Below are 19,654 nucleotides of genomic sequence, written 5' to 3'. Positions count from 1 at the left end.
GGGGCGCAATCGCGGCGCCCCATTCTACAAGCTTCAGTTCCCTACGCCATCAGCGCTGGTAGTTCTTGAAGAAATTCCAGCTGATCACGGTGGCGTCCGGGCCCAGCTCGTCGCTGAATGGCCAGCCGGGAGGGCCGCCGCTCCACGCATGGTTCATGCCCTCGACCGTGTACTTTTGCGCGATGACGGCGCCGTTGTGCAGGTAGGTGTCGATGGAATAGCTGCGGCCGTATGGCACCGTCTGGCGCACGATGCTGTCGGCGCGGTAGCGCACGCTGTCATTGTCCAGGCCATCGTCGCCGTAATCGCTCGTTTGCAGGAATTGCTCGATGGTTTGCTCGCCATTGATCGGATTAACGACGATGTCGGAAGTGCCGTGGAACACCATCGTCGGCATCAATCGGCGCGGCGACCCCGAGCAGCGCCAGGCATCCTTGCCGCGCACTTTCGGATCGAAGGAACTGCCGTTGAACAGCGAATCGGCGGCCGTGACCATGCCCGTGGCGCCCTTGTACATGCCGCCCGAATGCACCATCACGGCGGCGAACACGTCCGAGTAGCAGGCGGCCATGATGGACGCCATGGCGCCGCCGGCCGAGATGCCCGTCACATACACGCGGCTGTCCTGCACCGCATACTTGCTCTTGACCTTGTTCAAGATGCCCATCAGCACGGCCGGTTCACCCGTGCCCCGCTCCTGGTTCAGCGGCAACATGAAATTCCAGCAGCGCATGGGATTGGCCGTGACGTTCTGGCGCGGATAGACGACGATGAAATTCTCGCTGTCGGCCAGCTGGTTGTAGCGGCTGACGGCGGCCATGCTGTTGGGCTCGGAGCCGCAGCCGTGCAGCATCAGCACGACGGGCAGCGGCGTGTTCGGATTGTAGTTGCTCGGTAGCCAGACCTGGTATTCGCGCGAGCCCCACAGGCTCGCGTACAGGCCGAAGTCCCACTGGCCGGCTGCGGCCGGCAGCGCGGCCAGCAAGCCGCAGGCGGCGATGAGTGCAGATAATAAGTGACGCAGTTGCTGATTCAGATGTGCCATGCCAGTCTCCTGATTATTATTAAGGACGAAAACAGCGACAACAAACCGGCTTGATGCATATCAAGCCGGCACTTACGACCAGCGAGGCCGGACCCGGCGGGTCCAGCCCCGATAGTTGAGAACCTTAAAATTTGTAGCCTGCCTTGGCGATGATCTGGCGCGGCGGGCCATAGAAACCGTCGAGGATGAACAGCGCAGGAATGTTGTAGCCATCCGTGCGATAGCGTTTATTGCCCAGGTTGCTGCCATGCAAGCTGAAGGTCCAGTTCTTCGGCGCTTCCCAGACGACGCCAGCCGTCCACATGCTGTAGCCGCCCTGCGCCAGCACTTCGCTCAAGTCCGTGGTCGGATACACCTTGCTGCGGTAGCCGTAGCCAACCATGCTGCGCAGGGCGCCGCCGAACACGTCGCGGTCCGTGCGCGTCAGGTTCAAGCCCACTTGCCGGCGCGGCGTATTGCTGAACTTTTGCGTATCCGCAATGTTCTTGCCGCCGCTCATGAACTCGTCATAGCTGGCGTTCAGCAAGGCGAGGAAGCCGTTGACTTCCCACTGGCGGTTCGGCCGCCACGAGAATTCGAACTCCGCGCCTTTCACGGTGGCCTTGCCCGCATTCGTGAAGTCGCCATAGAAGCCGGGCAAGCCGCCCGGCTGCACGTAGCTGGTGAAGACGGACAACTGGATATCCTTGTAGCGGTTGTAGAACAGGGCCACGTTGGCGTCGAAGGTATCGTCCGGCGCCGCGTACTTCATGCCCACTTCCAGCGCATCGAGTTTTTCATCCTTGTACGGGCGCGCGGAATCGGGCACCACCAGATTGTTGGCGCGCACGTTGTAGCCGCCCGACTTGAAGCCGCGCGACAGGTTGCTGTAGAAATTCGTCGTCTTCGACGCTTCATAGCGCACGGACAGTTTCGGCGAGGTATTGCTGACCGACAAAGACTTGTCGAAATCGGCCGCCGTCTGGATCGGCCGCGTAAAGCTCACGTCGGCAAAAGCACGGTTGAGCACGATGGCGCGCTTTTCCTCGCGCGTGTGGCGCAAGCCCGCATTGATGCTCCATGCCTTGCCCACGGGCCAGGTCCAGTCCGTGTACAGCGCCGTGCTGTCCGTCTCCACCGTGCTGACGGCGGCCTGGAACTGGCGGCCCAGGAAATTGTTGTAGATGCCGCCGCCGGCCGTGCCTTCGAAACGGTACAGGCCGATCACGCCGGCGCCATAGTCGCCGCTGTAGGACGCCTGCAATTCCAGGCTTTTCTGCTCGTCGCGCGAATCGCCGAACACGTCGGCGATGGGCTGCGGCAAGCCGTCGAAGTCGATGGTTTGCTCGGACGTGCTGCGCCGCTTGGCGCCGATCACTTTCACGGACCAGTCGTTCGACAAGGTGTAGTTGGCCACCAGCGAACCGCCCCGATTGTGCGTGAAGTTGTTGCCCGGCATGCCGCTCTGGATGTCATACGCATCCGTGCTGGCGGGCCGCTTGAGCGGGTCGAAGGCGCTCACGCCCATGCGCTGGAAGCCGCGCACGCCCGATTTGTCGTCCGTGGCGTCCAGGCTCAGCACGACGGTCAAGGGGATGTCCTGCGGGAAGTAACCGACGGACAGGCGCGCGGCCGTGCTGTCCTGGTCGCTGACCTGTTCGCCGTTGAACGTGTTGCGGCCGAAACCGTCGCGGTCCAGCTTGGCAGCCGCCAGGCGCGCGCGCCACGTGCCGTTCTCATTGGCCACGTTGAAGGCGGCCTTGAAGTTGCGCTGGTTGTAATTGCCGATGCCCACTTCCGCCGAGGCGCCGTTTTCCTTCGCCAGCGGACGCGAAATGTACTTGATGGCGCCGCCGATGGTGTTCTTGCCGTACAAGGTGCCTTGCGGGCCGCGCAGCACTTCGATGCGCTGCACGTCGAACACGTCGAGCAGCGCGCCTTGCGGACGGGCCATGTAGACGTCGTCGAAATAAATGCCCACGCCCGGGTCCACGCCCCAGACGGGGTCGGCCTGGCCGACGCCGCGGATAAACGCCGTCAGGGTGGTGTTCGTGCCGCGCGAAGCGTACACGGTCAGGTTCGGCACGCGTTCCTGCAAATCGGCCAGGTTCTGGATATTCGCCCGCTCCAGGGCCTTGGCGGAAAACGCCGTGACGGCGAGCGGCACGTCCTGCAGGCGCTCTTCGCGGCGGCGGGCGGAGACCGTCACGGTTTCCATGCGTTCCTTCGCATCGCTGGCTTCCTGGGCGCTGACGGCAGTTGCCGGGTTGGCTTCCTGCGCCTGGGCCTGGGTGGCAAACGCGCCGGCAACGGCGAGGGCGGCGGGCATCAATTTCAAAGCAAGTTTCATAGCGTCTCCAATGTCAGGCTTGCTTACCGCCAGGGAAAACGGCCGGATTCCAGAATCGCAAGACGTAACGGTACCCGCGCGCAAAAAGCGTGCACCTGCCCTGCGATGACTGTGTTCCGGCCCCCGGCCCGTGCGGCGAGTGGCCTGTTTATTTTGAATTTATGGTAAGGAAGGACTGCAACAAGGTATTCACACGCTGCGCCTGGTCCAGGGGCGTGGCGTGGCGCGAGTTCGCGATGATCTCGATCTCGCACTGCTGAAACTGTGCGGCAAAGGCCCGCTTGCTGGCGACGGGCGTGTAATCCTGGTCCGCCGCCATGATCAGGACGGGCATGGCCAGGGCCTGGAAATGGATGTCGATATCCCAGTGGAAAATGGCATCCAGCGCGGCCAGGTAGGCGCGCTTGTCCATGCCCGCCATCTGCGTGGCGAAGCGCTCGACGAGGGCTTGCTGTGCAGGATCGGGAAACAGTTTCTTGCCGATGATCTTGCCCATGGCTTTCAAGCCGAAGGTGGCGATCACCGTGCGGCGCAGCCAGTAGGCAAACAGCAGCGCGGCCGGTTTGCTGCCCTGGAACGGTTGGGAATTGATCAGGCACAAACTGGCGACCCTGCCGGGGGCGCGGTTGGCCATTTCCAGGCCCACCATGCCGCCCAGCGAAAAGCCGACGATGTGCGCGCGCGCCACGTCGAGCTGGTCCATCAGGTTGAAGAGGTCGTTGGCGAAGTCGCCGATCTGCCAGTCGCCGTTGGGCGCCGGACTGGCGCCATGGCCGCGCAGGTCGGGCACGATCAGGCGATGGCTGCTGCCGAGGGCGTCGATTTGCGGGCGCCAGTCTTCGGCGCAGGAACCGAGGCCGTGCAACAAAAACACGGGATCGCCCTGCCCTGCATGTGTGCCGGGACCGAGGTCGAGATAATGCAATGGAACATCGGATGTCGTGTGACGCCGCATTCTGTCTCCTTGCTGTTGAACATGCTTTGTGTTCAGGTGCAGGAATATATTTTCCTGCTGTTGGAAAACATAATACGGAATCCGAATTCCGATTTCAAGTTAAATCGGTAAATATCTCAAGTCAGGTAATTTAAAGCAACACGTACCAGCTCATCTTCCAGCGCGGCCGCCGACAGGAAGGACAGCGAACCCGACAACACGTGCTGGTTCAGGATGCCCAGCAGCACGGGCGGCACCACCATCATCGCCTGCGTGGGATTCGGATGGCGGATGCTGGCCGACTTGCTGGCCAGCACGGCGACCGTGCGCTGCGAGATCAGATGGTTGATCTGGTGCACCTTGTCGCGGAACTGCGCATCCTGCGAGCAGCGCGTGATCAGGGCGCGCAGCACGCCGCGCCGGCCCATGTTGACGGCCACGAACATGGCCACCATGGCGCGAATGAAGTCTTCCAGGCTGCGCCCTTCCCACTGGCGCAGCTCCGTCAGGGTTTCGACCTTTTCCACCATGTCGGAAAAAAAGCGCTGCAGCAGCAAGCGGCTCAAGGTGTCCTTGTCGCCCAATAAACGGTAAAACGTGCCCACCGAGGTTTCCGCCAGTTTTGCCAGGTCGGCCACGCCGATTTCATCGAAACGGTTTTCCGCCAGCAACTGTTCCCCTACCAGCAGCAAGCGCTCGAAGGCCAGCTTGCTGCGCGCCTGGGTGGGCTCGGGTGGAACGATCAACTGCGGGAAGGGCATCGGGAAGGAAGGCATGCGGCGTCGGCGTCTCGGAATAGTGGAACCTAAGTTCCGTTATGGATGCGCGTATTGTAACGCGGGAGACGGCCGATGGGGAGCGCCGCGTGACGCCCTGGCGTGCGCTAGCGGCCCTGCCACTCCATGTAGACGTCGGCGCGCTGGTAATGGGCGTCGCCGGCCGGCCGCGCCACGTGCGTAAAACCGCTGCTTTCATACAGGCGGATGGCGGGCGCCAGCTTGCTGTTCGATTCCAGGAACAGCAATTGCGCGCCGCTGGCCTCGAAGGCGTCGAAGGCCCGTTCGATCAGGCGGCGCGCGATGCCCAGGCCCTGGCACTCGGGGGTGACGGCCATCTTCGACAGCTCGATACTGGCGTCGCCGGCGCGGATCAGGGCACAGGTGCCGACGATGCGGCAATCGAGGCGCGCAAGGAAGATCTGCCCGCCAGCGTCGAGAATCGAGCGTTGCGGATCGGACAGCACCTTGTCGTCCAGCGCCTCGACATAGAAATACCGCTCCAGCCAGGCGATGTTCAGCCGCTTGAAGTCTGCCGCGTATTGCGGCTCGTAATCGATGATTTCCACGGCCGCCCGCTCGCGCTGGCGCCGGCAGGCGGCGATCGTTTCGCCGAAACCTTGCGCCTGCAGGCGCGCTTCGGCCCGGTCCAGGCTGGCCATCAGCTGCGGCGTCCCCTGCTCGAAGACGCTATCGACGGCCGCGCGCACATCGTCCCACAGGGGTGCCATATTGCGCAGCAATACTTGCCCGGCGTCGGACAGCGCCAGCAGCCGGCGCCGCTCATCCTTGGCGTCCGGCATCTCCGCCACCACGCCGGCATCGAGCAACTTGCGTCCCAGCTGCACCACCACCGGATGCGTCTGCCCGATCTGCGCGGCCAGGGCCGTGATCGCCGTCGGGCCGTTGTCGCGCAGCAGCAATAACAGGGGGAAACAACGCGACGTCAGCTCGACGCCAGCGGCCAGATAGCTGGTATCGACGCCCGCATACAGTTGATCGGAAAGACGGCGCAGGCGGCTGGCCAGCATCAGGGAGCCGTAGGTTTGCAAGTTGGAAGACATGTTGGGCGGGATATATGTAAGTAGTTACGTATACCCTAACGTAAACGGGCTTTCCAAGTCAAGGGCAGGCTTGCCTAGTCCTCATCTTCCGCAAGCGCCTCCTGCAGCCTGGCTTGAAACACGGTCTCGACCAGCTCTTCCAGAGTCGGCCACACCTGCGTCAGCCAGCGCTTGCCCTCTGCGCTCACCGCCACATACGGCGCGTCGCGCGTGGCGCAGGCCAGGCCGATGGCGATGACTTGCCCCGCATCGTCCAGGCCGCCCGCGATCATGGCGTCGATCGGCAAGGCGATCAGCTCGGCGGTCAGATGCGGACGCAGCAGGCAGGCGGGCGCGATGATGGCGAACGATGCTTCCACGTAACTCCAGCAGTTGGTGGGCCAGTGGGCGGCTTTGACGGCGCCGAGGAAGGCCGCGTCGCCGATGGCATCCGGATGGGCTTGCGCCTGCGCATAAAAGGCGGCCAGGGCGACGAGTTGGGGCGGGGAAGTCCAGGTGGGCATGGGGTAGGAGGCAAGGTGGGCTGGCGAACGCGGAACCGAAGCCCGGCATTCGCCATATTACATCACTGAGTTACATCACTGAGTTACATCATTTAGTTACATCACTTAGTTACATCACTTAGTTTGACGTGAAGTCGGCGTTATAAACGAAAGACTGGCCCGTTTCCGCCACAAAGAACTTGTAGCTCAGTTTAGCCGTTGCGCCATTCGTCTTGGGCGACACCAGCGAGAAGGTGGCGCTGCTGCCGGCAGGAATGACCTGGCCCGACACCAGACCGACGATGGCCGGAACGACCTTGCCGGTACTGTCGACGGCCGTCACATTGGTAATCATGAAGCTCGTCCCGGCGGCGGCCACCTTGAAGGTATCGACCGTAAAGTTGGCCGCACACGATCCCGAGCACGACCTCTGTACCGTCGCATTGGCGAGGTAAGGCAAGCCGGTCTTCGTCTCGACCGGACCGGCCCCATTGTCCTGCACCTGGTATAAATTGAGCAGATTCGGCGTCGCCGTTACCGTGACATTATCTTCGCCACTATTGACCGAGCCATCGTTGACGATTAATGTCGCGACATAATCACCGGCCATATCTGCGACAAATGTCGGCTGCGCGTCAGTCAGCGACGACAGCACGGCCGCACTGCCAGCAGGCTTGCTCTTCAACTGCCAGCGGTATGTCAAGACATCGCGGTCCGCATCCGTACTGCCAAGTCCCGTCAAACGCACGGTCGTTCCTGGTGCGACAACCTGATCTATGCCCGCATTGGCCATCGGCTCCGCATTGGTCGAGCTTGCAGTGGCAATAATGGTGGCGGTTGATGGTGCACTGTCGACCGTACCGTCATTGACGACAAGGCTGACGACATAGGTTCCCGGCACATTCGCCCAAAATCTGCTGACTGCCTGGCTGCGGTACAATTCGCCGGGAAACGGTTGCAGCATGCTATTTGGCGGCACGGAAATGAACGTCCATTTATAGCTGAGATTGTCGCCGTCCGCATCCGAACTGCCCCTGCCATCGAGGGTCACACCATACGCACCTGCCAGCACACGCTGATCCACCCCGGCATTCGCCACCGGAGCGGCATTCGTGGACGTCGCCGTAATCGTGACGCTCATTGAATCGCTCGATGTCGTTGCGTCCCACACACGCAACGTGGCGACATACGTGCCAGCCTTGTCGGCGATAAAAGAGGGTTTCACCAGCGTTGCGGACGACAACGTGGCAGTACTCCCCGCAGGACGGTAAGTCAGGGTCCAGTAATACGTCAGGGCATCGCCATTCGCATCGGAACTTGCGCTGCCATCAAGAATGACGGTGTTCCCCTTGAGCACGTTCTGCGCCACGCCCGCATTGGCCAATGGCCGGGCATTGCCGACAACCGCCGTCGTCGTCACGAAAGCCGGCGCACTATCGACCTTGCCATCGTTGACAACCAGGCTCAGTTCATAGGCACCCGGCAAATCCACGCCGACATACGGACGCACGGAGTTTGCATCCACGATCCGTACAGTACTGCCGGCAGGCTTCGATACCAGGCTCCATTTATAGGTGAGGATATCGCCATTCGCATCGCTGCTTGCGCTACCATCCAACATAATACCCATACCCGCAACAATGGTCATTGACTGCCCCGCGTTAGCGACAGGCGGGGCATTGGCTACCGACGCGGCAACCGTCACCGACGACAGCTCGCTGCTGATCTTGCCATCATTGACCATCAGCGTGGCCACGTACACGCCCTCCACATCAGCGGTAAAAGTCGGTTTCACGGCAGATAAGGAATCCAGGACAGCGGCGCTGGATGCAGGTTTGGAGCTGATCACCCATTTGTAGGTCAAGGCATCGCCATTCGCATCGGAGCTGGCGCTCGCGTCCAAGGTCACGACGCTGCCGACCACCACGCTTTGGGCGGGCCCGGCCTGCGCGACGGGCGCCGTATTCGCCACCGGAATGGAAGGGGTAACGGGTGGCACGACTGCGCCGCCATTGTCCGCCGCGTTATTACTTCCGCCGCCACAGGCCGACAAGGCAGCAAAAGCCAGCGCACAAAATAAAATTCTACTATTCACGTGATATTCCGATCAGGTTAATGATATTTCACTCGACCCGAATTATTCACGATAAGTAAAAAATATGATAGGCAACCGCTGAATTGAACGGCATAAAAATATATTAATTCCAGCGCCGCCTTCGTATTGTCCATTTCAAGCAGAGGAAAATATTGCACCACAACCATCTAATAAAATTCATTTGTAACGATGAGTCACCACAGGAAGCCGAATTAATAAACACGAAAACAAGGACGATGCATTTTGATCGAAAAGAAATCTGCCACCATCAATAAAATCACGGGCGGCACAGGTCATAATGGCAGCTCGTCGCGATCATTTCATTCATTCCATGCCATCCTCATTCGAACACTGGAAAGCCGAACTTTTAATTTTGGGCAACATCATCCAGGACGACGACAGCACCACGCCGCCCGATGAAGCCCAGCAGCGCTTCCAGCGCTATTGCGCCATGCTCGATGCGCTGACGGGCAAGGAGGGCGCGCAATATGCACTGGCCATCTTTCAATCCGTGCAAGCCGAACACGATTACGGCGCCTATCAGATAACCAACCGCGCCGCCTGGCGCTACGGCGAGACGGCGTATTGCATGGCACTGCTGCATGAACTGCCGCGCCTGATCGCCACCTTGCCCGACTGGGCTGGCGAGTTTCTCGTCGGTATCGCCAATGGCGCCGGTACGCCCCACGCCTCGGCCATCAATTGCTTCAACTCCCTGCTGGCCGGCGCGCCGCCCGCGCCTCAGGCGCTGATCGCGGCCTTTATTGCCGAGGAAGAAGACGATGGCTGGTTCGAGCATTGCCCTGGCGTGCTGGGCGCCATTGCCGGCGAACGCTACGCGGGCATCATGCCTGGCCACGCTGGCGCCCCCGACTACCAGCTGTTCCTGCTGCCCGGCGAAGCCGGCGCCCTGCCCTGGCAAGCCGCGCTCGACTGGGCCGCGGCGCGCGGCGCCTGCCTGCCCACGCGCAGCGAACTGGCCTTGCTGCACGCCAATTTGCGCGACGCCTTCCCGGATGCCTGGTACTGGTCGTCGGAAGCGGACGCCATCCTGCCCCGCCTGGCCTGGAGCCACGATTTCGATAACGGCACCCAATACAACTTTCGCAAGACCTACAGCGGCCGCGCCTGCGCCGTGCGCCGGGTCGAATTGGCGCCATCGGCGGCCGCCCCCGTCCCCTTGCGGCAGGGCGAGCGCTATGCCGGCCTGATTCTCGGCAAGGATGGCGTGCCCGACTACCATCTGCTATTGCAGCCGGACAAGCTCGAGCCGGAGTACGACTCGTGGCAAGCCACATCAGACTGGGCCGCCAGCCTCGGTCACAGCTTGCCCAACCGGCGCGAGCAGACCTTGCTGTATGCGACATTGAAAGATGCATTCCGGCCAAACTGGCACTGGTCGAGCGAGCCGGGCGACATCGAAGACGAAGCCTGGTGCAAGGACTTTGACACGGGCGTCGCCTATCAGACTTTGCGCGAGTTTGACGGCTACGCGCTCTGCGTGCGCCGGGTGCTTGTATAGTGCGCGTTTGCTCAGCCGAGCTATCCCATCAAGGAAAACCATGCTGTTATCACTCGACGATCCTCTCTGGCCCACCCTGGAAGGCGGCTACCGCATGCCTTACGACGTGGCCGAGGCGCTCAAGGCCATGCAGGCGGGCGAAGACGTGTGGCATGAGCTGTGGGAAGAGCTGCACCACCAGGGCGACGTGGGCGTCGCCTCGTATGCGGCCGTGCCCCAGCTCGTCGCCATGCTGGGCGGCGCGCAAGCGCGAGAGGAAGATTTCTATGCGCTCATCGCCCTGATTGAAATCGAGCGCCACCGCCTGCACAATCCGCCTCTGCCGGACTGGCTGGCCGACAGCTACCGCGATGCCTGGGCGCAACTGCCCGCCATCGCCGCGCGCGACCTGCAGGGCCAGCTCGACCCCGTCATGCTGGAATCCGTGTTCGCCGTGCTGGCTCTGGCCAAGGGCAAGCTGCGGCTGGGCGCCGCCCTGATGCACATGGATAGCTCGGAAGTGGACGAGTGGCTGGAAGAGCGTCTCGGCTGGTCCGAGGTTTACGGCAAGGACGCATAAGAGTCAGAAACGCTCGTCGCGCAGCGCGGGCATCACCAGTTCGCGCACGAACGAAGCATTCGACAGGTTCAGCAGCATGCGCACGACGGCAACGACGTCATGCACGGGTATCAGCTCGCCTTCGCCGCGCGCGCTAGCGTCCGCCAGCGGCACGGACAAGCCATCGTAGGTATTCAGGTAGCCCAGCTGCAGCGCCGTCACGGCCAGCCCCTGTTCGCGGAAACCTTCGCGCAAGGCGTCGGCGATGCCGTTCAGCGCGAATTTCGACGCGCTGAACGTCACTTCCGGGCGGCCGCTCTGGCGCAGGCCGGACGTCGACCCCGTCAGTATCAGCTGCGGCTTGCCACTGGCCAGCAAGCGCGGCACCAGACGCTTGAGCAGCAATATCGTCGCCGTGATATTCGTATTGACCATGTCGACGATGGCGTCGTCCGCATCGCCGAGGAAAGCATACTCGTCGCTAAACGCCTTTTCTTCCCACACGCCCAGGTTGTAGATCACCGCGTCCAGCGCGGCCGGCGCTGCACGCGCGATGCATTCGACGGCCTCGGCAGGTGCGGCCAGGTCCGCCGCGATCCATTGCAGCTGCGTACCCTGGCCGGCGGGCAAGTCGGCAGGTTGCTGGCGCGATACGCCGATGACGGCATGCCCGTCAGCGAGCAAACCGTCCACCAGCGCGCGTCCCAGGCCCCGGCTGGCGCCCACGATCATGATGTGCATACTGTGTCCTTTGCAATGAAGTCAACGCCGATGATAGCGGCGTTGTATTAAGCACAGCTGAGGCAGCTCCCCCTCCCCCCGCATTTACTCACGCGGCGGAAATGCGTATGCTAGGTCTGGCAATCTCCCATAACACACAAGAACGAGACACATGCCTACCTCCGACACCGCCGCAAGCAACGCCGCAAGCCGTCCCCTCACCCAGCAAGACTACAAGACCCTGTCGCTGGCCGCCCTGGGCGGCGCGCTGGAATTCTACGACTTCATCATCTTCGTCTTCTTTGCCAACGCCATCGGCCAATTGTTCTTCCCGCCGGAAATGCCGGAATGGCTGCGCCTGCTGCAAACCTTCGGCATCTTCGCCGCCGGCTACGTCGTGCGCCCGCTGGGCGGCATCGTCATGGCCCACTTCGGCGACTTGCTCGGCCGCAAGCGCATGTTCACGCTCTCCATCCTGATGATGGCCGTGCCGACACTGCTGATCGGCCTGCTGCCCACGTATGCCACCATCGGCCTGGCCGCCCCGCTGCTGCTGCTGTTGATGCGCATCTTCCAGGGCGCGGCCGTGGGCGGCGAAGTGCCGGGCGCCTGGGTGTTCGTCTCCGAACACGTACCCAGCCGTTTCACGGGCTTTGCCTGCGGCGTGCTGACGGCGGGCCTGACAGTCGGCATCCTGCTGGGCTCGCTCGTGGCGACGGGCTTGAACACCGTCTACACGCCGGCAGAAATCACCGATGGCGCCTGGCGCTATCCATTCTTGTTGGGCGGTATCTTCGGCTTCGGCGCCATGTATCTGCGCCGCTGGCTGCATGAAACGCCGGTGTTTGCGGAAATGCAGCAGCGCAAGGCGCTGGCGACGGAAATGCCCTTGAAATCCGTGCTGCGCAGCCACCGCGGCGCCGTCGTCGTGTCGATGCTGCTGACGTGGATGTTGTCGGCCGGCATCGTCGTCGTGATCCTGATGACTCCTGCCCTGCTGCAAAAGATCCACCACATCGCGCCGCGCACCACCCTGGTGGCCAATACCGTGGCGACCCTGTGCCTGGCCTTCGGCTGCATCATCGCCGGCATGCTGGCCGACCGCCTGGGCGGTAAGCGCGTGATCTTCGTCGGTTCCGTGCTGCTGGCCATTTCCACGTACATTTTCTACACCACCGTCGGCACCCGCCCCGACCTGCTGCTGCCCCTGTACGCCATGACGGGTTTATTTGTCGGCGTCGTCGGCGCCGTGCCCTACGTGCTGGTGCAGGCGTTCCCGGCCCAGGTGCGCTTCTCGGGACTGTCGTTTTCCTACAACTTGTCGTACGCGATTTTCGGCGGCCTGACGCCCGTGGTCGTGACCCTGATGTTGAAGAACAACGTGCTGGGCCCCGCCTATTACGTGATCGGCGTGTGCGTGGTGGGCATGCTGACGGCCCTGTTCATCAAGGACCAACGGCAGACGGTGGGACGCTAGATTTGGGCAGCGCACGGGCTTGCCTCGTGCGCTGCAGCAGTTGCCCCGGTAAGCGATCAAGAAAATAGCAATAGGAAGTCTGCAAAGGAGTTTGAAATCTTCCGCCAGTAGTCATCGTCCCACAAGATGACAGATGGTGCCCCCCGGGCACCCCTGAAATCGAGACAGAATTGACTCCCGTCACCGGCCATGCCGAAACAAATGACTTCTGTAAAATCAACGATGTCCGGCATGGCTCCCGGGCCAGCACTGCTGCTTCCAGGCTCTCCATAGCAGCCATCGCCGACGAAATACGCCCCAAGCTGCGCTGTCCGGGCAGTCAATTCGGCGGCATCCGCATAGATGTGCGCCAATTCCGTCTGCAGGACGCGACCGAAAGAATCGAGCTCCTCCTTCAACCTCAAATTGCAGAATCCTGCCGCGTCCCGATATCTTGCCGCAAAAGCAATATACTCGACGGGTAAATCCATACCGTTAATCTGCATCGCTGACGTTACCTTTCACAAGCGGAGCATGATATTAAAACAAATGTACCGCTACACCACCTTCGGGTGGCTTTTTTTCGCCCCGATTTGTCGCGCTGCACCAAAATCTGAAAAGGCGTTTCACATCGCGGGATTTCAAACGGCAGACTCATCCATTAATGCTCTCACTTTTTGAAAATTCATTTCACATCCTGAAAAATTATAATTAAGTCGTTGAAAAAGAACGATTAAATTTAAGTTATATGTCTTATATAAGACTTGAAGATCGGCGCGAATCGGCCTACTATTTAGTCATGCAGTTTGCTTCGACAAGACGTTGTGGCGCACTCGGCGATTTTCTCAAACATAGCTTTTCTTTTTAGGAGATTCACATGTCCCAATATCAAGACGACATCAAGGCTGTTGCTGGTTTGAAAGACCAACAAGGTAGCGCCTGGAACGCCATCAATCCCGAGTCCGCCGCCCGCATGCGCGCCCAGAACAAGTTCAAGACCGGCCTGGACATAGCCAAGTACACGGCGAAGATCATGCGCAACGACATGGCCGCCTACGATGCGGACCCATCCAAGTACACCCAGTCGCTCGGCTGCTGGCACGGTTTCATCGGTCAACAGAAGATGATCTCGATCAAGAAGCACTTCAACAGCACCGACCGTCGCTACCTCTACCTGTCCGGCTGGATGGTCGCCGCCCTGCGCTCCGAGTTCGGCCCGCTGCCGGACCAGTCGATGCATGAAAAAACCGCCGTCTCGGCCCTGATCAAGGAACTGTACACCTTCCTGCGCCAGGCCGATGCACGCGAACTGGGCGGCCTGTTCCGCCAGCTGGACGCGGCCCAGGGCGATGCCAAGCAAGCCATCCAGGCGAAGATCGACGGCCACGTGACCCACGTCGTGCCCATCATCGCCGACATCGATGCCGGTTTCGGCAATGCCGAAGCGACCTATTTGCTGGCAAAACAGTTCATCGAAGCGGGCGCCTGCTGCATCCAGATCGAAAACCAGGTATCCGACGAGAAACAATGCGGCCACCAGGACGGTAAAGTCACGGTGCCGCACGAAGACTTCCTGGCCAAGATCCGCGCCATCCGCTACGCCTTCCTAGAACTGGGCGTGGACGACGGCATCATCGTTGCCCGCACGGACTCGCTGGGCGCCGGCCTGACCAAGCAGATCGCCGTCACCAATGAACCAGGCGACCTGGGCGACCAATACAACTCCTTCCTCGACTGCGAAGAAGTGTCGGCCGACGCGCTGGGCAATGGCGACGTCATCATCAAGCGCGAAGGCAAGCTGCTGCGTCCAAAACGCCTGCCGAGCAACCTGTTCCAGTTCCGCGCCGGTTCCGGCGAAGAGCGTTGCGTGCTCGACTGCATCACCTCCTTGCAAAACGGCGCCGACCTACTGTGGATCGAAACGGAAAAACCGCATATCGCGCAAATCGGCGGCATGGTCAGCGAAATCCGCAAGGTCATCCCGAACGCCAAGCTGGTGTACAACAACAGCCCATCGTTCAACTGGACCCTGAACTTCCGCCAGCAAATCTTCGACGGCATGAAAGCGGCAGGCAAGGACGTGTCCGCCTACGACCGTGCCCAGCTGATGAGCGTGGAATACGACCAGACGGAACTGGCGATCGCCGCCGACGAGAAGATCCGCACCTTCCAGGCCGACTCGGCCCGCGAAGCCGGCATCTTCCACCACCTGATCACCCTGCCAACCTACCACACGGCAGCCTTGTCGACCGACAACCTGGCCAAGGAATACTTCGGCGACCAGGGCATGCTGGGCTACGTGGCCGGCGTGCAGCGCAAGGAAATCCGCCAGGGCATCGCCTGCGTGAAACATCAAAACATGTCCGGCTCGGACATCGGCGACGACCACAAGGATTACTTCAGCGGCGAAGCGGCGCTCAAAGCAGCTGGTAAAGACAACACGATGAACCAGTTCTGAGTTGTTGGTTTGGCTGTAGAGTGAGAAAGCCCGCTTTGGCGGGCTTTTTTGCGTCTGAACGTTGCGTAGCGTCAGACCTGGAATACACACTGATACACATTATGCGTATGCTTGCAGAGAGCAACATTTCTCCTCCGCGTTGCCGAGTTCAACAGATAGTGCATGAGGGAACAGCCATGAATATCCCCGTTGTCATTTTTAAAGATGCCGACAGTGTGTACGGCGTGAACGTCCCCGACATCAAAGGCGTCCACTCGTGGGGCGACAGCGTGGAAGACGCGCTCAACAACGTTCGGTCAGCCATCACCTGCCACATCGAGACACTGCTGGAACTGGGCGAGCCAGTGGAAATCACGCAAAGCAAGATCGAAGCCCTGCAGGCCAATCCTGAGCATGCGGGTGGCATCTGGGCACTGGCCCACCTCGACATTGAAAAGCTCGACAGCAAGCCCGAACGCATCAACATCAGCCTGCCGCGCTTTGTATTGAGCAAGATCGACCGCTATGCGGCGGTGCGGCACGAGACGCGCAGCGGCTTGCTGTCGCGTGCGGCGCTCAGCTTGATCGAGGCCGGAGGCGGTGCGCGGTGATGCCAATGACTTAACGGCAATCGATATCGATCTCGTTCTGCCCGGCCTTGCTGCCCTTCCTGTAGGTGAATTCACAAAGGCTGACGCTGTCGTCCATTCTCTTCGACAGTGTCACCTCACCATGCGCGCCGTAACTGCATTGCAACCACTTGCCGTCTGGATAGGAGCCTTCCAGACGGTAGCTGAGTATCGTGCGCCCTTTCTTCTTGCGCTCCCCGCCGGGCACGAGCTGCCCCCTGCGCTCCGGTGCGCCGTCGATAGGCGCCGCGGCACTGAGGTAGAGCGGGCTGCCGATATACGGTGTCCAGCCGGCAGGCACGGCGTTCAGGCTGATCGAAGTCGCAGGCACGCTCTGCGGGCAGGCATATGAGGCGGTCACGGCAGCCTGCGTGAACACAGGGAAAATGCAGCAGGCGGCACCGGTCAACAAACGTTTATGTCGCATGGATGCTCCTCTATTCGATGACAAAAAAAGCATCGGCATTGTTGCTGGGATCGACATGCAAGCCATTCTTGTACTGGCCTTTGGAGCGCAAGGTTCGCGAAGTCACGATGCCCAGGCGCTTGCCCGTCCACTGATCCATGACAATGATGCCGTCCAGCGTCTGCCCCATATACAAGGCCGCGTGATTGCCTTGTTGATGATTCGCATACTTCCCTTTGATAAACGTGGCAATGGCCGTGCCTTTACGCAGCAAACGATTCCCCAGCACCGCTTCCCCCTGCTTCCAGGCCAACGTGGCAGGCGCACCCGCGTAGTGGCGGACCAGCGCAACGCATTGGTGGTTGCCGACCATGGTGGTTTTTTCCAGTTCGTCGACTTTGCTGTAGGTGTAGGACATGAGACTCTCTCCATGGCTTTGTGGGAGAGGCTTACGATACATGGGGGAAACTGTGCGGGGATTGAGGAACCGCAAGATTTGAGGGGAAGTCGGTTATTTCGAGTGATAGGTCAACGAGCCGTGAGACAGGTTCGTCATTCAAAGTGACACTGCTCTATGCGGAAGCGGCATCTGAATAACGCGGCAGGAAACAAGATTAAGCAAATATTGCCAGGTAAAGCATTAGATAAATAGCTGAGGTTGTGTCCGAATGGCAGACGTGACCCTGCGTCTGCCACATGAGTTCAGACATCGATGCAGATCGAAATGGCCAAGGCTTAGATCGTGTACAAATGGCGAACCTGACCCCAGAGTTCTTCAGCAGAGTTCACCATGGTTAACTAACTTCAAATATCCTGCCTACAGTTTTGGTGCCATTTCTTTGCTATTGAATTTGCGGGTATCACTCCACACTCTTGCAGGTCAACTATACGAAGATTCAAGTCAGCAAGATTTCCAATCCTCAATCCCGCCCAATATCCATCGTGACAATTGGAGAGATTTTTCCAGCAACAAAAGGCGTAAAGTCGTGTCCAATCTTAATTTATAAAAAATTACTTCTAGTCAAATTTAACTTTAGCTGTACTTCAAAATAATCTGTTCAACCGACGTTGCTGATGCATCATTAACAGGGAGTTCTTCTTTGCCTAAAGATTCACAACAACTGCGGGAAAACCTTGTAGCCTGTTTGCCAAGCTTAGTGATTGAAGAGGTAGCTGCCGAGTCAGGACAACGAGTAGTCTACTTCGGCCATTTCGAAGATGCTCGAATATCCCCTGATGTAATAGAAGAATTCAACGACGAACCTTCTAACTTTCTACTTGGCTGGGAAAAATGGGGGCGTGTCGTCATCAAAGTTGTAGCAGACGCTTCCGCAGAAGCACTCGCACGCCTACAAGCTGAAACCTCCATCCTTTCTGAGGTTAGACCTGCAAATTTTCCAGTATTGCTTTATTGCAATTTATTCATAGACAATCCTGTCAGTGACGAGCAATTACCTGAGAAGCTCTACGTAAGCATAGAAGAATTCGTGATTTCAAGTACTTTGGCACACACCATGGAAGCGTATGAATGGAAGGTTAATGCAGTCATTGACCTTTGTATCGGAATCGCAGACGCTCTTTCCCCTCTGTGGTTACATCCACGCCGCTTCGTCCACCGAGACATAAAACCTGCGAACATCTTGATTAAGCCATGTGGCAGCGTAGTCATCATTGATCTTGGCATCGTGAGAGAAACAGGTAGCGTGGGGCTGACGAGCAACGGTTGGGGAAATGCACCACTGACTCTTGATTTTGCTGCCCCCGAACAAATCGCAAACGATAAAGACGCTATCAGCTTTAAAACAGATTTCTTTGCAATTGGAGTACTGATGTATCGTCTACTCGCAGGTCAGCATCCGTTCCGAGAAAAAAATAACATGAATGATTTCGAATTGGCTTATGCGATAGAGAATGAAACTCCAAAGTCACTAAAAGAATTGGGAGTAGCGAACTCAGAAATCTCAGAGTTTGTTAGCTGGACTATGGAAAAATTTCCATGGAAACGCCCACGCACACCAGCACTATTTATTGAAAAATTGACAGCATTGAAAATTATATAAGGATGACCTTGGTATGACGCTTCAGCTTCTCCATCAAGTAGGACACAACGCAGTTTGGAACATTGATTCATTTGAGAAGGACCACTGCGGTGATGGACTGATTCTAAGTCCTCTTCATCAATCGATGACGAACATCGAAAATTTAAGCGCTGCAACGCGTTCGGCTTCATATTTCGATCCACAGTTTTATTTGCCCAGCTCGCGTAAGTCTAAATTACAAAGTTATCCTTTTTTTCCAGAGATGGTTAATGGCGGATTTCAAACATCGACGTTCGCAACTCATGCAACCAAGGTCGCAGAAAATTGTGTAGAATTCCAAAAAGATCAAGGCTTCCGCACCATAGTTGTTCCAACGCGCTTTCTAGATCAAATGTATTCTGACTATGTTGAGCGGCAACGACGATTTACAGTAGATGCATTCATGAAAGCAGCAGGTAATTCCGGAGTCTGCCTATGTGTCGCCATAACGTCGCCAATGATCGAGGATTCTGCGTTTCGAACTCGTCTCTTAAATTGGATAACGTCCTATCCAAATGTTGAAGAAATATATCTAGTTTATCAGAACGTTCGAGACACAAAACAGATACACGACGTAAGTTTCCTTACAGCATGCATGCAATTCTTTAAAGAAATAACTGGCAGTGGTCTTAAATTGACAGTGGGCTATACCAATGTAGAAGGTCTTATATTCGCGGCATCCACTGATGTAACGATAACCATGGGAAGCTTCGAAAACACGAGAATATTTTCGATCGAAAAATTTGTCGAAAGCGAAGGAGAAAGACGTGGTCCGAAGGCTCGAATTTACTTGGCTGGCCTGCTGAATTGGGTTCAATTTCAAGATGCAAAAACAATTCGAGAAAAATGTCCAGAAGTATGGAAAGCTATTTACGACCCTACGGACGGTGCCGAGCAAGCACTAGCATCTCCTGTTGAGCCGACCTTTAATCAACCACAGTTATACAAGCACTTTTTTAAAAACATGCATGATCATGTAGCCAGCATGAAACCTCTGAAGTTAATTGAACGCCAGTCCATGCTCGTTGATCGGCTGAAAAGTGCTAAAACCTGGTACTCAAAAATTGAGGCGAAAGGTATAGAGCTGGAGCGGCATGGGAGAGGAAGCCACATCAAGCCTTGGTTGGATGCGCTTAGCTGATA

18 protein-coding genes are annotated in these 19,654 nt (G+C 58.5%); 7 read left to right on the top strand and 11 right to left on the bottom strand.

Annotated elements, in window-relative coordinates; genetic code table 11:
* Positions 1-49: 49 nt before the first annotated feature.
* The 7 genes from O0879_RS18935 to O0879_RS18905 form a co-directional block, all read right to left on the bottom strand.
* A complete protein-coding gene (locus O0879_RS18935) occupies positions 50-1,045 on the bottom strand; it encodes a PHB depolymerase family esterase (protein ID WP_099665257.1) in 996 nt (331 codons plus the stop codon).
* 124 nt (positions 1,046-1,169) lie between these two features.
* Positions 1,170-3,374: a TonB-dependent receptor gene (locus tag O0879_RS18930; protein ID WP_289918160.1), complete on the bottom strand. Its 2,205-nt coding sequence runs from the start codon at positions 3,372-3,374 to the stop codon at positions 1,170-1,172.
* A 148-nt stretch (positions 3,375-3,522) separates the two neighbouring features.
* Positions 3,523-4,329, bottom strand: coding sequence for an alpha/beta hydrolase (locus O0879_RS18925; RefSeq protein WP_289918158.1), 807 nt, complete (start codon positions 4,327-4,329; stop codon positions 3,523-3,525).
* A gap of 116 nt (positions 4,330-4,445) precedes the next feature.
* Entirely contained in the window at positions 4,446-5,084 is a 639-nt protein-coding gene (locus tag O0879_RS18920; RefSeq protein ID WP_218965280.1) for a TetR/AcrR family transcriptional regulator, read from the bottom strand.
* 107 nt (positions 5,085-5,191) lie between these two features.
* A complete protein-coding gene (locus O0879_RS18915; protein ID WP_289918154.1) occupies positions 5,192-6,148 on the bottom strand; it encodes a bifunctional helix-turn-helix transcriptional regulator/GNAT family N-acetyltransferase in 957 nt (318 codons plus the stop codon).
* Positions 6,149-6,222: 74 nt separating this feature from the next.
* The gene (locus O0879_RS18910) at positions 6,223-6,651 is read right to left on the bottom strand and encodes a hypothetical protein (protein ID WP_289918152.1); all 429 of its coding nucleotides are present in this window, start codon (positions 6,649-6,651) and stop codon (positions 6,223-6,225) included.
* Between the two features lie 118 nt (positions 6,652-6,769).
* Positions 6,770-8,725, bottom strand: a complete 1,956-nt coding sequence (locus O0879_RS18905) for a PKD domain-containing protein (RefSeq protein WP_289918150.1) — start codon at positions 8,723-8,725, stop codon at positions 6,770-6,772.
* Positions 8,726-9,056: 331 nt separating this feature from the next.
* On the opposite strand from O0879_RS18905, the gene O0879_RS18900 reads away from it, so the two are divergent.
* Both O0879_RS18900 and O0879_RS18895 read left to right on the top strand, forming a co-directional pair.
* The gene (locus O0879_RS18900; RefSeq protein WP_289918146.1) at positions 9,057-10,247 is read left to right on the top strand and encodes a hypothetical protein; all 1,191 of its coding nucleotides are present in this window, start codon (positions 9,057-9,059) and stop codon (positions 10,245-10,247) included.
* A 40-nt stretch (positions 10,248-10,287) separates the two neighbouring features.
* Positions 10,288-10,806: a hypothetical protein gene (locus O0879_RS18895; protein WP_099665265.1), complete on the top strand. Its 519-nt coding sequence runs from the start codon at positions 10,288-10,290 to the stop codon at positions 10,804-10,806.
* Positions 10,807-10,809: 3 nt separating this feature from the next.
* Here the strand turns inward: O0879_RS18895 and O0879_RS18890 are convergent, their stop codons facing one another.
* Complete coding sequence (locus O0879_RS18890) at positions 10,810-11,526, bottom strand: SDR family NAD(P)-dependent oxidoreductase (RefSeq protein WP_289918143.1); 717 nt, start codon at positions 11,524-11,526, stop codon at positions 10,810-10,812.
* Positions 11,527-11,677: 151 nt separating this feature from the next.
* Between O0879_RS18890 and O0879_RS18885 the strand changes: the two genes are divergently transcribed.
* On the top strand, positions 11,678-12,982 hold the full coding sequence (locus O0879_RS18885; RefSeq protein WP_289918140.1) for an MFS transporter: 1,305 nt from the start codon (positions 11,678-11,680) through the stop codon (positions 12,980-12,982).
* Between the two features lie 56 nt (positions 12,983-13,038).
* Here the strand turns inward: O0879_RS18885 and O0879_RS18880 are convergent, their stop codons facing one another.
* Positions 13,039-13,452 (bottom strand): SMI1/KNR4 family protein, encoded by a 414-nt coding sequence (locus tag O0879_RS18880; protein ID WP_289918138.1) that lies wholly within the window; start codon positions 13,450-13,452, stop codon positions 13,039-13,041.
* Positions 13,453-13,838: 386 nt separating this feature from the next.
* On the opposite strand from O0879_RS18880, the gene O0879_RS18875 reads away from it, so the two are divergent.
* Positions 13,839-15,419: an isocitrate lyase gene (locus O0879_RS18875; protein WP_034784508.1), complete on the top strand. Its 1,581-nt coding sequence runs from the start codon at positions 13,839-13,841 to the stop codon at positions 15,417-15,419.
* 176 nt (positions 15,420-15,595) lie between these two features.
* The gene (locus O0879_RS18870; protein ID WP_289918137.1) at positions 15,596-16,009 is read left to right on the top strand and encodes a type II toxin-antitoxin system HicB family antitoxin; all 414 of its coding nucleotides are present in this window, start codon (positions 15,596-15,598) and stop codon (positions 16,007-16,009) included.
* Positions 16,010-16,019: 10 nt separating this feature from the next.
* Here O0879_RS18870 and O0879_RS18865 read toward each other — a convergent pair whose 3' ends face one another.
* Entirely contained in the window at positions 16,020-16,454 is a 435-nt protein-coding gene (locus tag O0879_RS18865) for an STY0301 family protein (RefSeq protein ID WP_289918135.1), read from the bottom strand.
* Between the two features lie 10 nt (positions 16,455-16,464).
* Entirely contained in the window at positions 16,465-16,851 is a 387-nt protein-coding gene (locus O0879_RS18860; protein WP_289918133.1) for a BPSL0067 family protein, read from the bottom strand.
* A gap of 682 nt (positions 16,852-17,533) precedes the next feature.
* Between O0879_RS18860 and O0879_RS18855 the strand changes: the two genes are divergently transcribed.
* Together O0879_RS18855 and O0879_RS18850 are read left to right on the top strand one after the other, a co-directional pair.
* Complete coding sequence (locus tag O0879_RS18855) at positions 17,534-18,493, top strand: protein kinase (RefSeq protein ID WP_289918132.1); 960 nt, start codon at positions 17,534-17,536, stop codon at positions 18,491-18,493.
* Between the two features lie 13 nt (positions 18,494-18,506).
* Complete coding sequence (locus tag O0879_RS18850) at positions 18,507-19,652, top strand: hypothetical protein (RefSeq protein WP_289918130.1); 1,146 nt, start codon at positions 18,507-18,509, stop codon at positions 19,650-19,652.
* Positions 19,653-19,654: the final 2 nt, after the last annotated feature.

This window comes from Janthinobacterium sp. SUN120 (assembly GCF_030397735.1).
Classification (GTDB): domain Bacteria; phylum Pseudomonadota; class Gammaproteobacteria; order Burkholderiales; family Burkholderiaceae_D; genus Janthinobacterium; species Janthinobacterium kumbetense.
Note: the sequence above shows the minus strand (reverse complement) of the source record. Positions and strands in the feature narration are given on the sequence as shown.

Bases quoted from the DNA above. Each gene is read 5' to 3' on its own strand.
- O0879_RS18850 (WP_289918130.1), top strand. From the start codon at position 18,507: ATGACGCTTCAGCTTCTCCATCAAGTAGGACACAACGCAGTTTGGAAC.
- O0879_RS18870 (WP_289918137.1), top strand. From the start codon at position 15,596: ATGAATATCCCCGTTGTCATTTTTAAAGATGCCGACAGTGTGTACGGC.
- O0879_RS18865 (WP_289918135.1), bottom strand. From the start codon at position 16,454: ATGCGACATAAACGTTTGTTGACCGGTGCCGCCTGCTGCATTTTCCCT.
- O0879_RS18915 (WP_289918154.1), bottom strand. From the start codon at position 6,148: ATGTCTTCCAACTTGCAAACCTACGGCTCCCTGATGCTGGCCAGCCGC.
- O0879_RS18925 (WP_289918158.1), bottom strand. From the start codon at position 4,329: ATGCGGCGTCACACGACATCCGATGTTCCATTGCATTATCTCGACCTC.
- O0879_RS18875 (WP_034784508.1), top strand. From the start codon at position 13,839: ATGTCCCAATATCAAGACGACATCAAGGCTGTTGCTGGTTTGAAAGAC.
- O0879_RS18900 (WP_289918146.1), top strand. From the start codon at position 9,057: ATGCCATCCTCATTCGAACACTGGAAAGCCGAACTTTTAATTTTGGGC.
- O0879_RS18920 (WP_218965280.1), bottom strand. From the start codon at position 5,084: ATGCCTTCCTTCCCGATGCCCTTCCCGCAGTTGATCGTTCCACCCGAG.
- O0879_RS18910 (WP_289918152.1), bottom strand. From the start codon at position 6,651: ATGCCCACCTGGACTTCCCCGCCCCAACTCGTCGCCCTGGCCGCCTTT.
- O0879_RS18885 (WP_289918140.1), top strand. From the start codon at position 11,678: ATGCCTACCTCCGACACCGCCGCAAGCAACGCCGCAAGCCGTCCCCTC.
- O0879_RS18895 (WP_099665265.1), top strand. From the start codon at position 10,288: ATGCTGTTATCACTCGACGATCCTCTCTGGCCCACCCTGGAAGGCGGC.
- O0879_RS18890 (WP_289918143.1), bottom strand. From the start codon at position 11,526: ATGCACATCATGATCGTGGGCGCCAGCCGGGGCCTGGGACGCGCGCTG.
- O0879_RS18930 (WP_289918160.1), bottom strand. From the start codon at position 3,374: ATGAAACTTGCTTTGAAATTGATGCCCGCCGCCCTCGCCGTTGCCGGC.
- O0879_RS18935 (WP_099665257.1), bottom strand. From the start codon at position 1,045: ATGGCACATCTGAATCAGCAACTGCGTCACTTATTATCTGCACTCATC.
- O0879_RS18860 (WP_289918133.1), bottom strand. From the start codon at position 16,851: ATGTCCTACACCTACAGCAAAGTCGACGAACTGGAAAAAACCACCATG.
- O0879_RS18880 (WP_289918138.1), bottom strand. From the start codon at position 13,452: ATGGATTTACCCGTCGAGTATATTGCTTTTGCGGCAAGATATCGGGAC.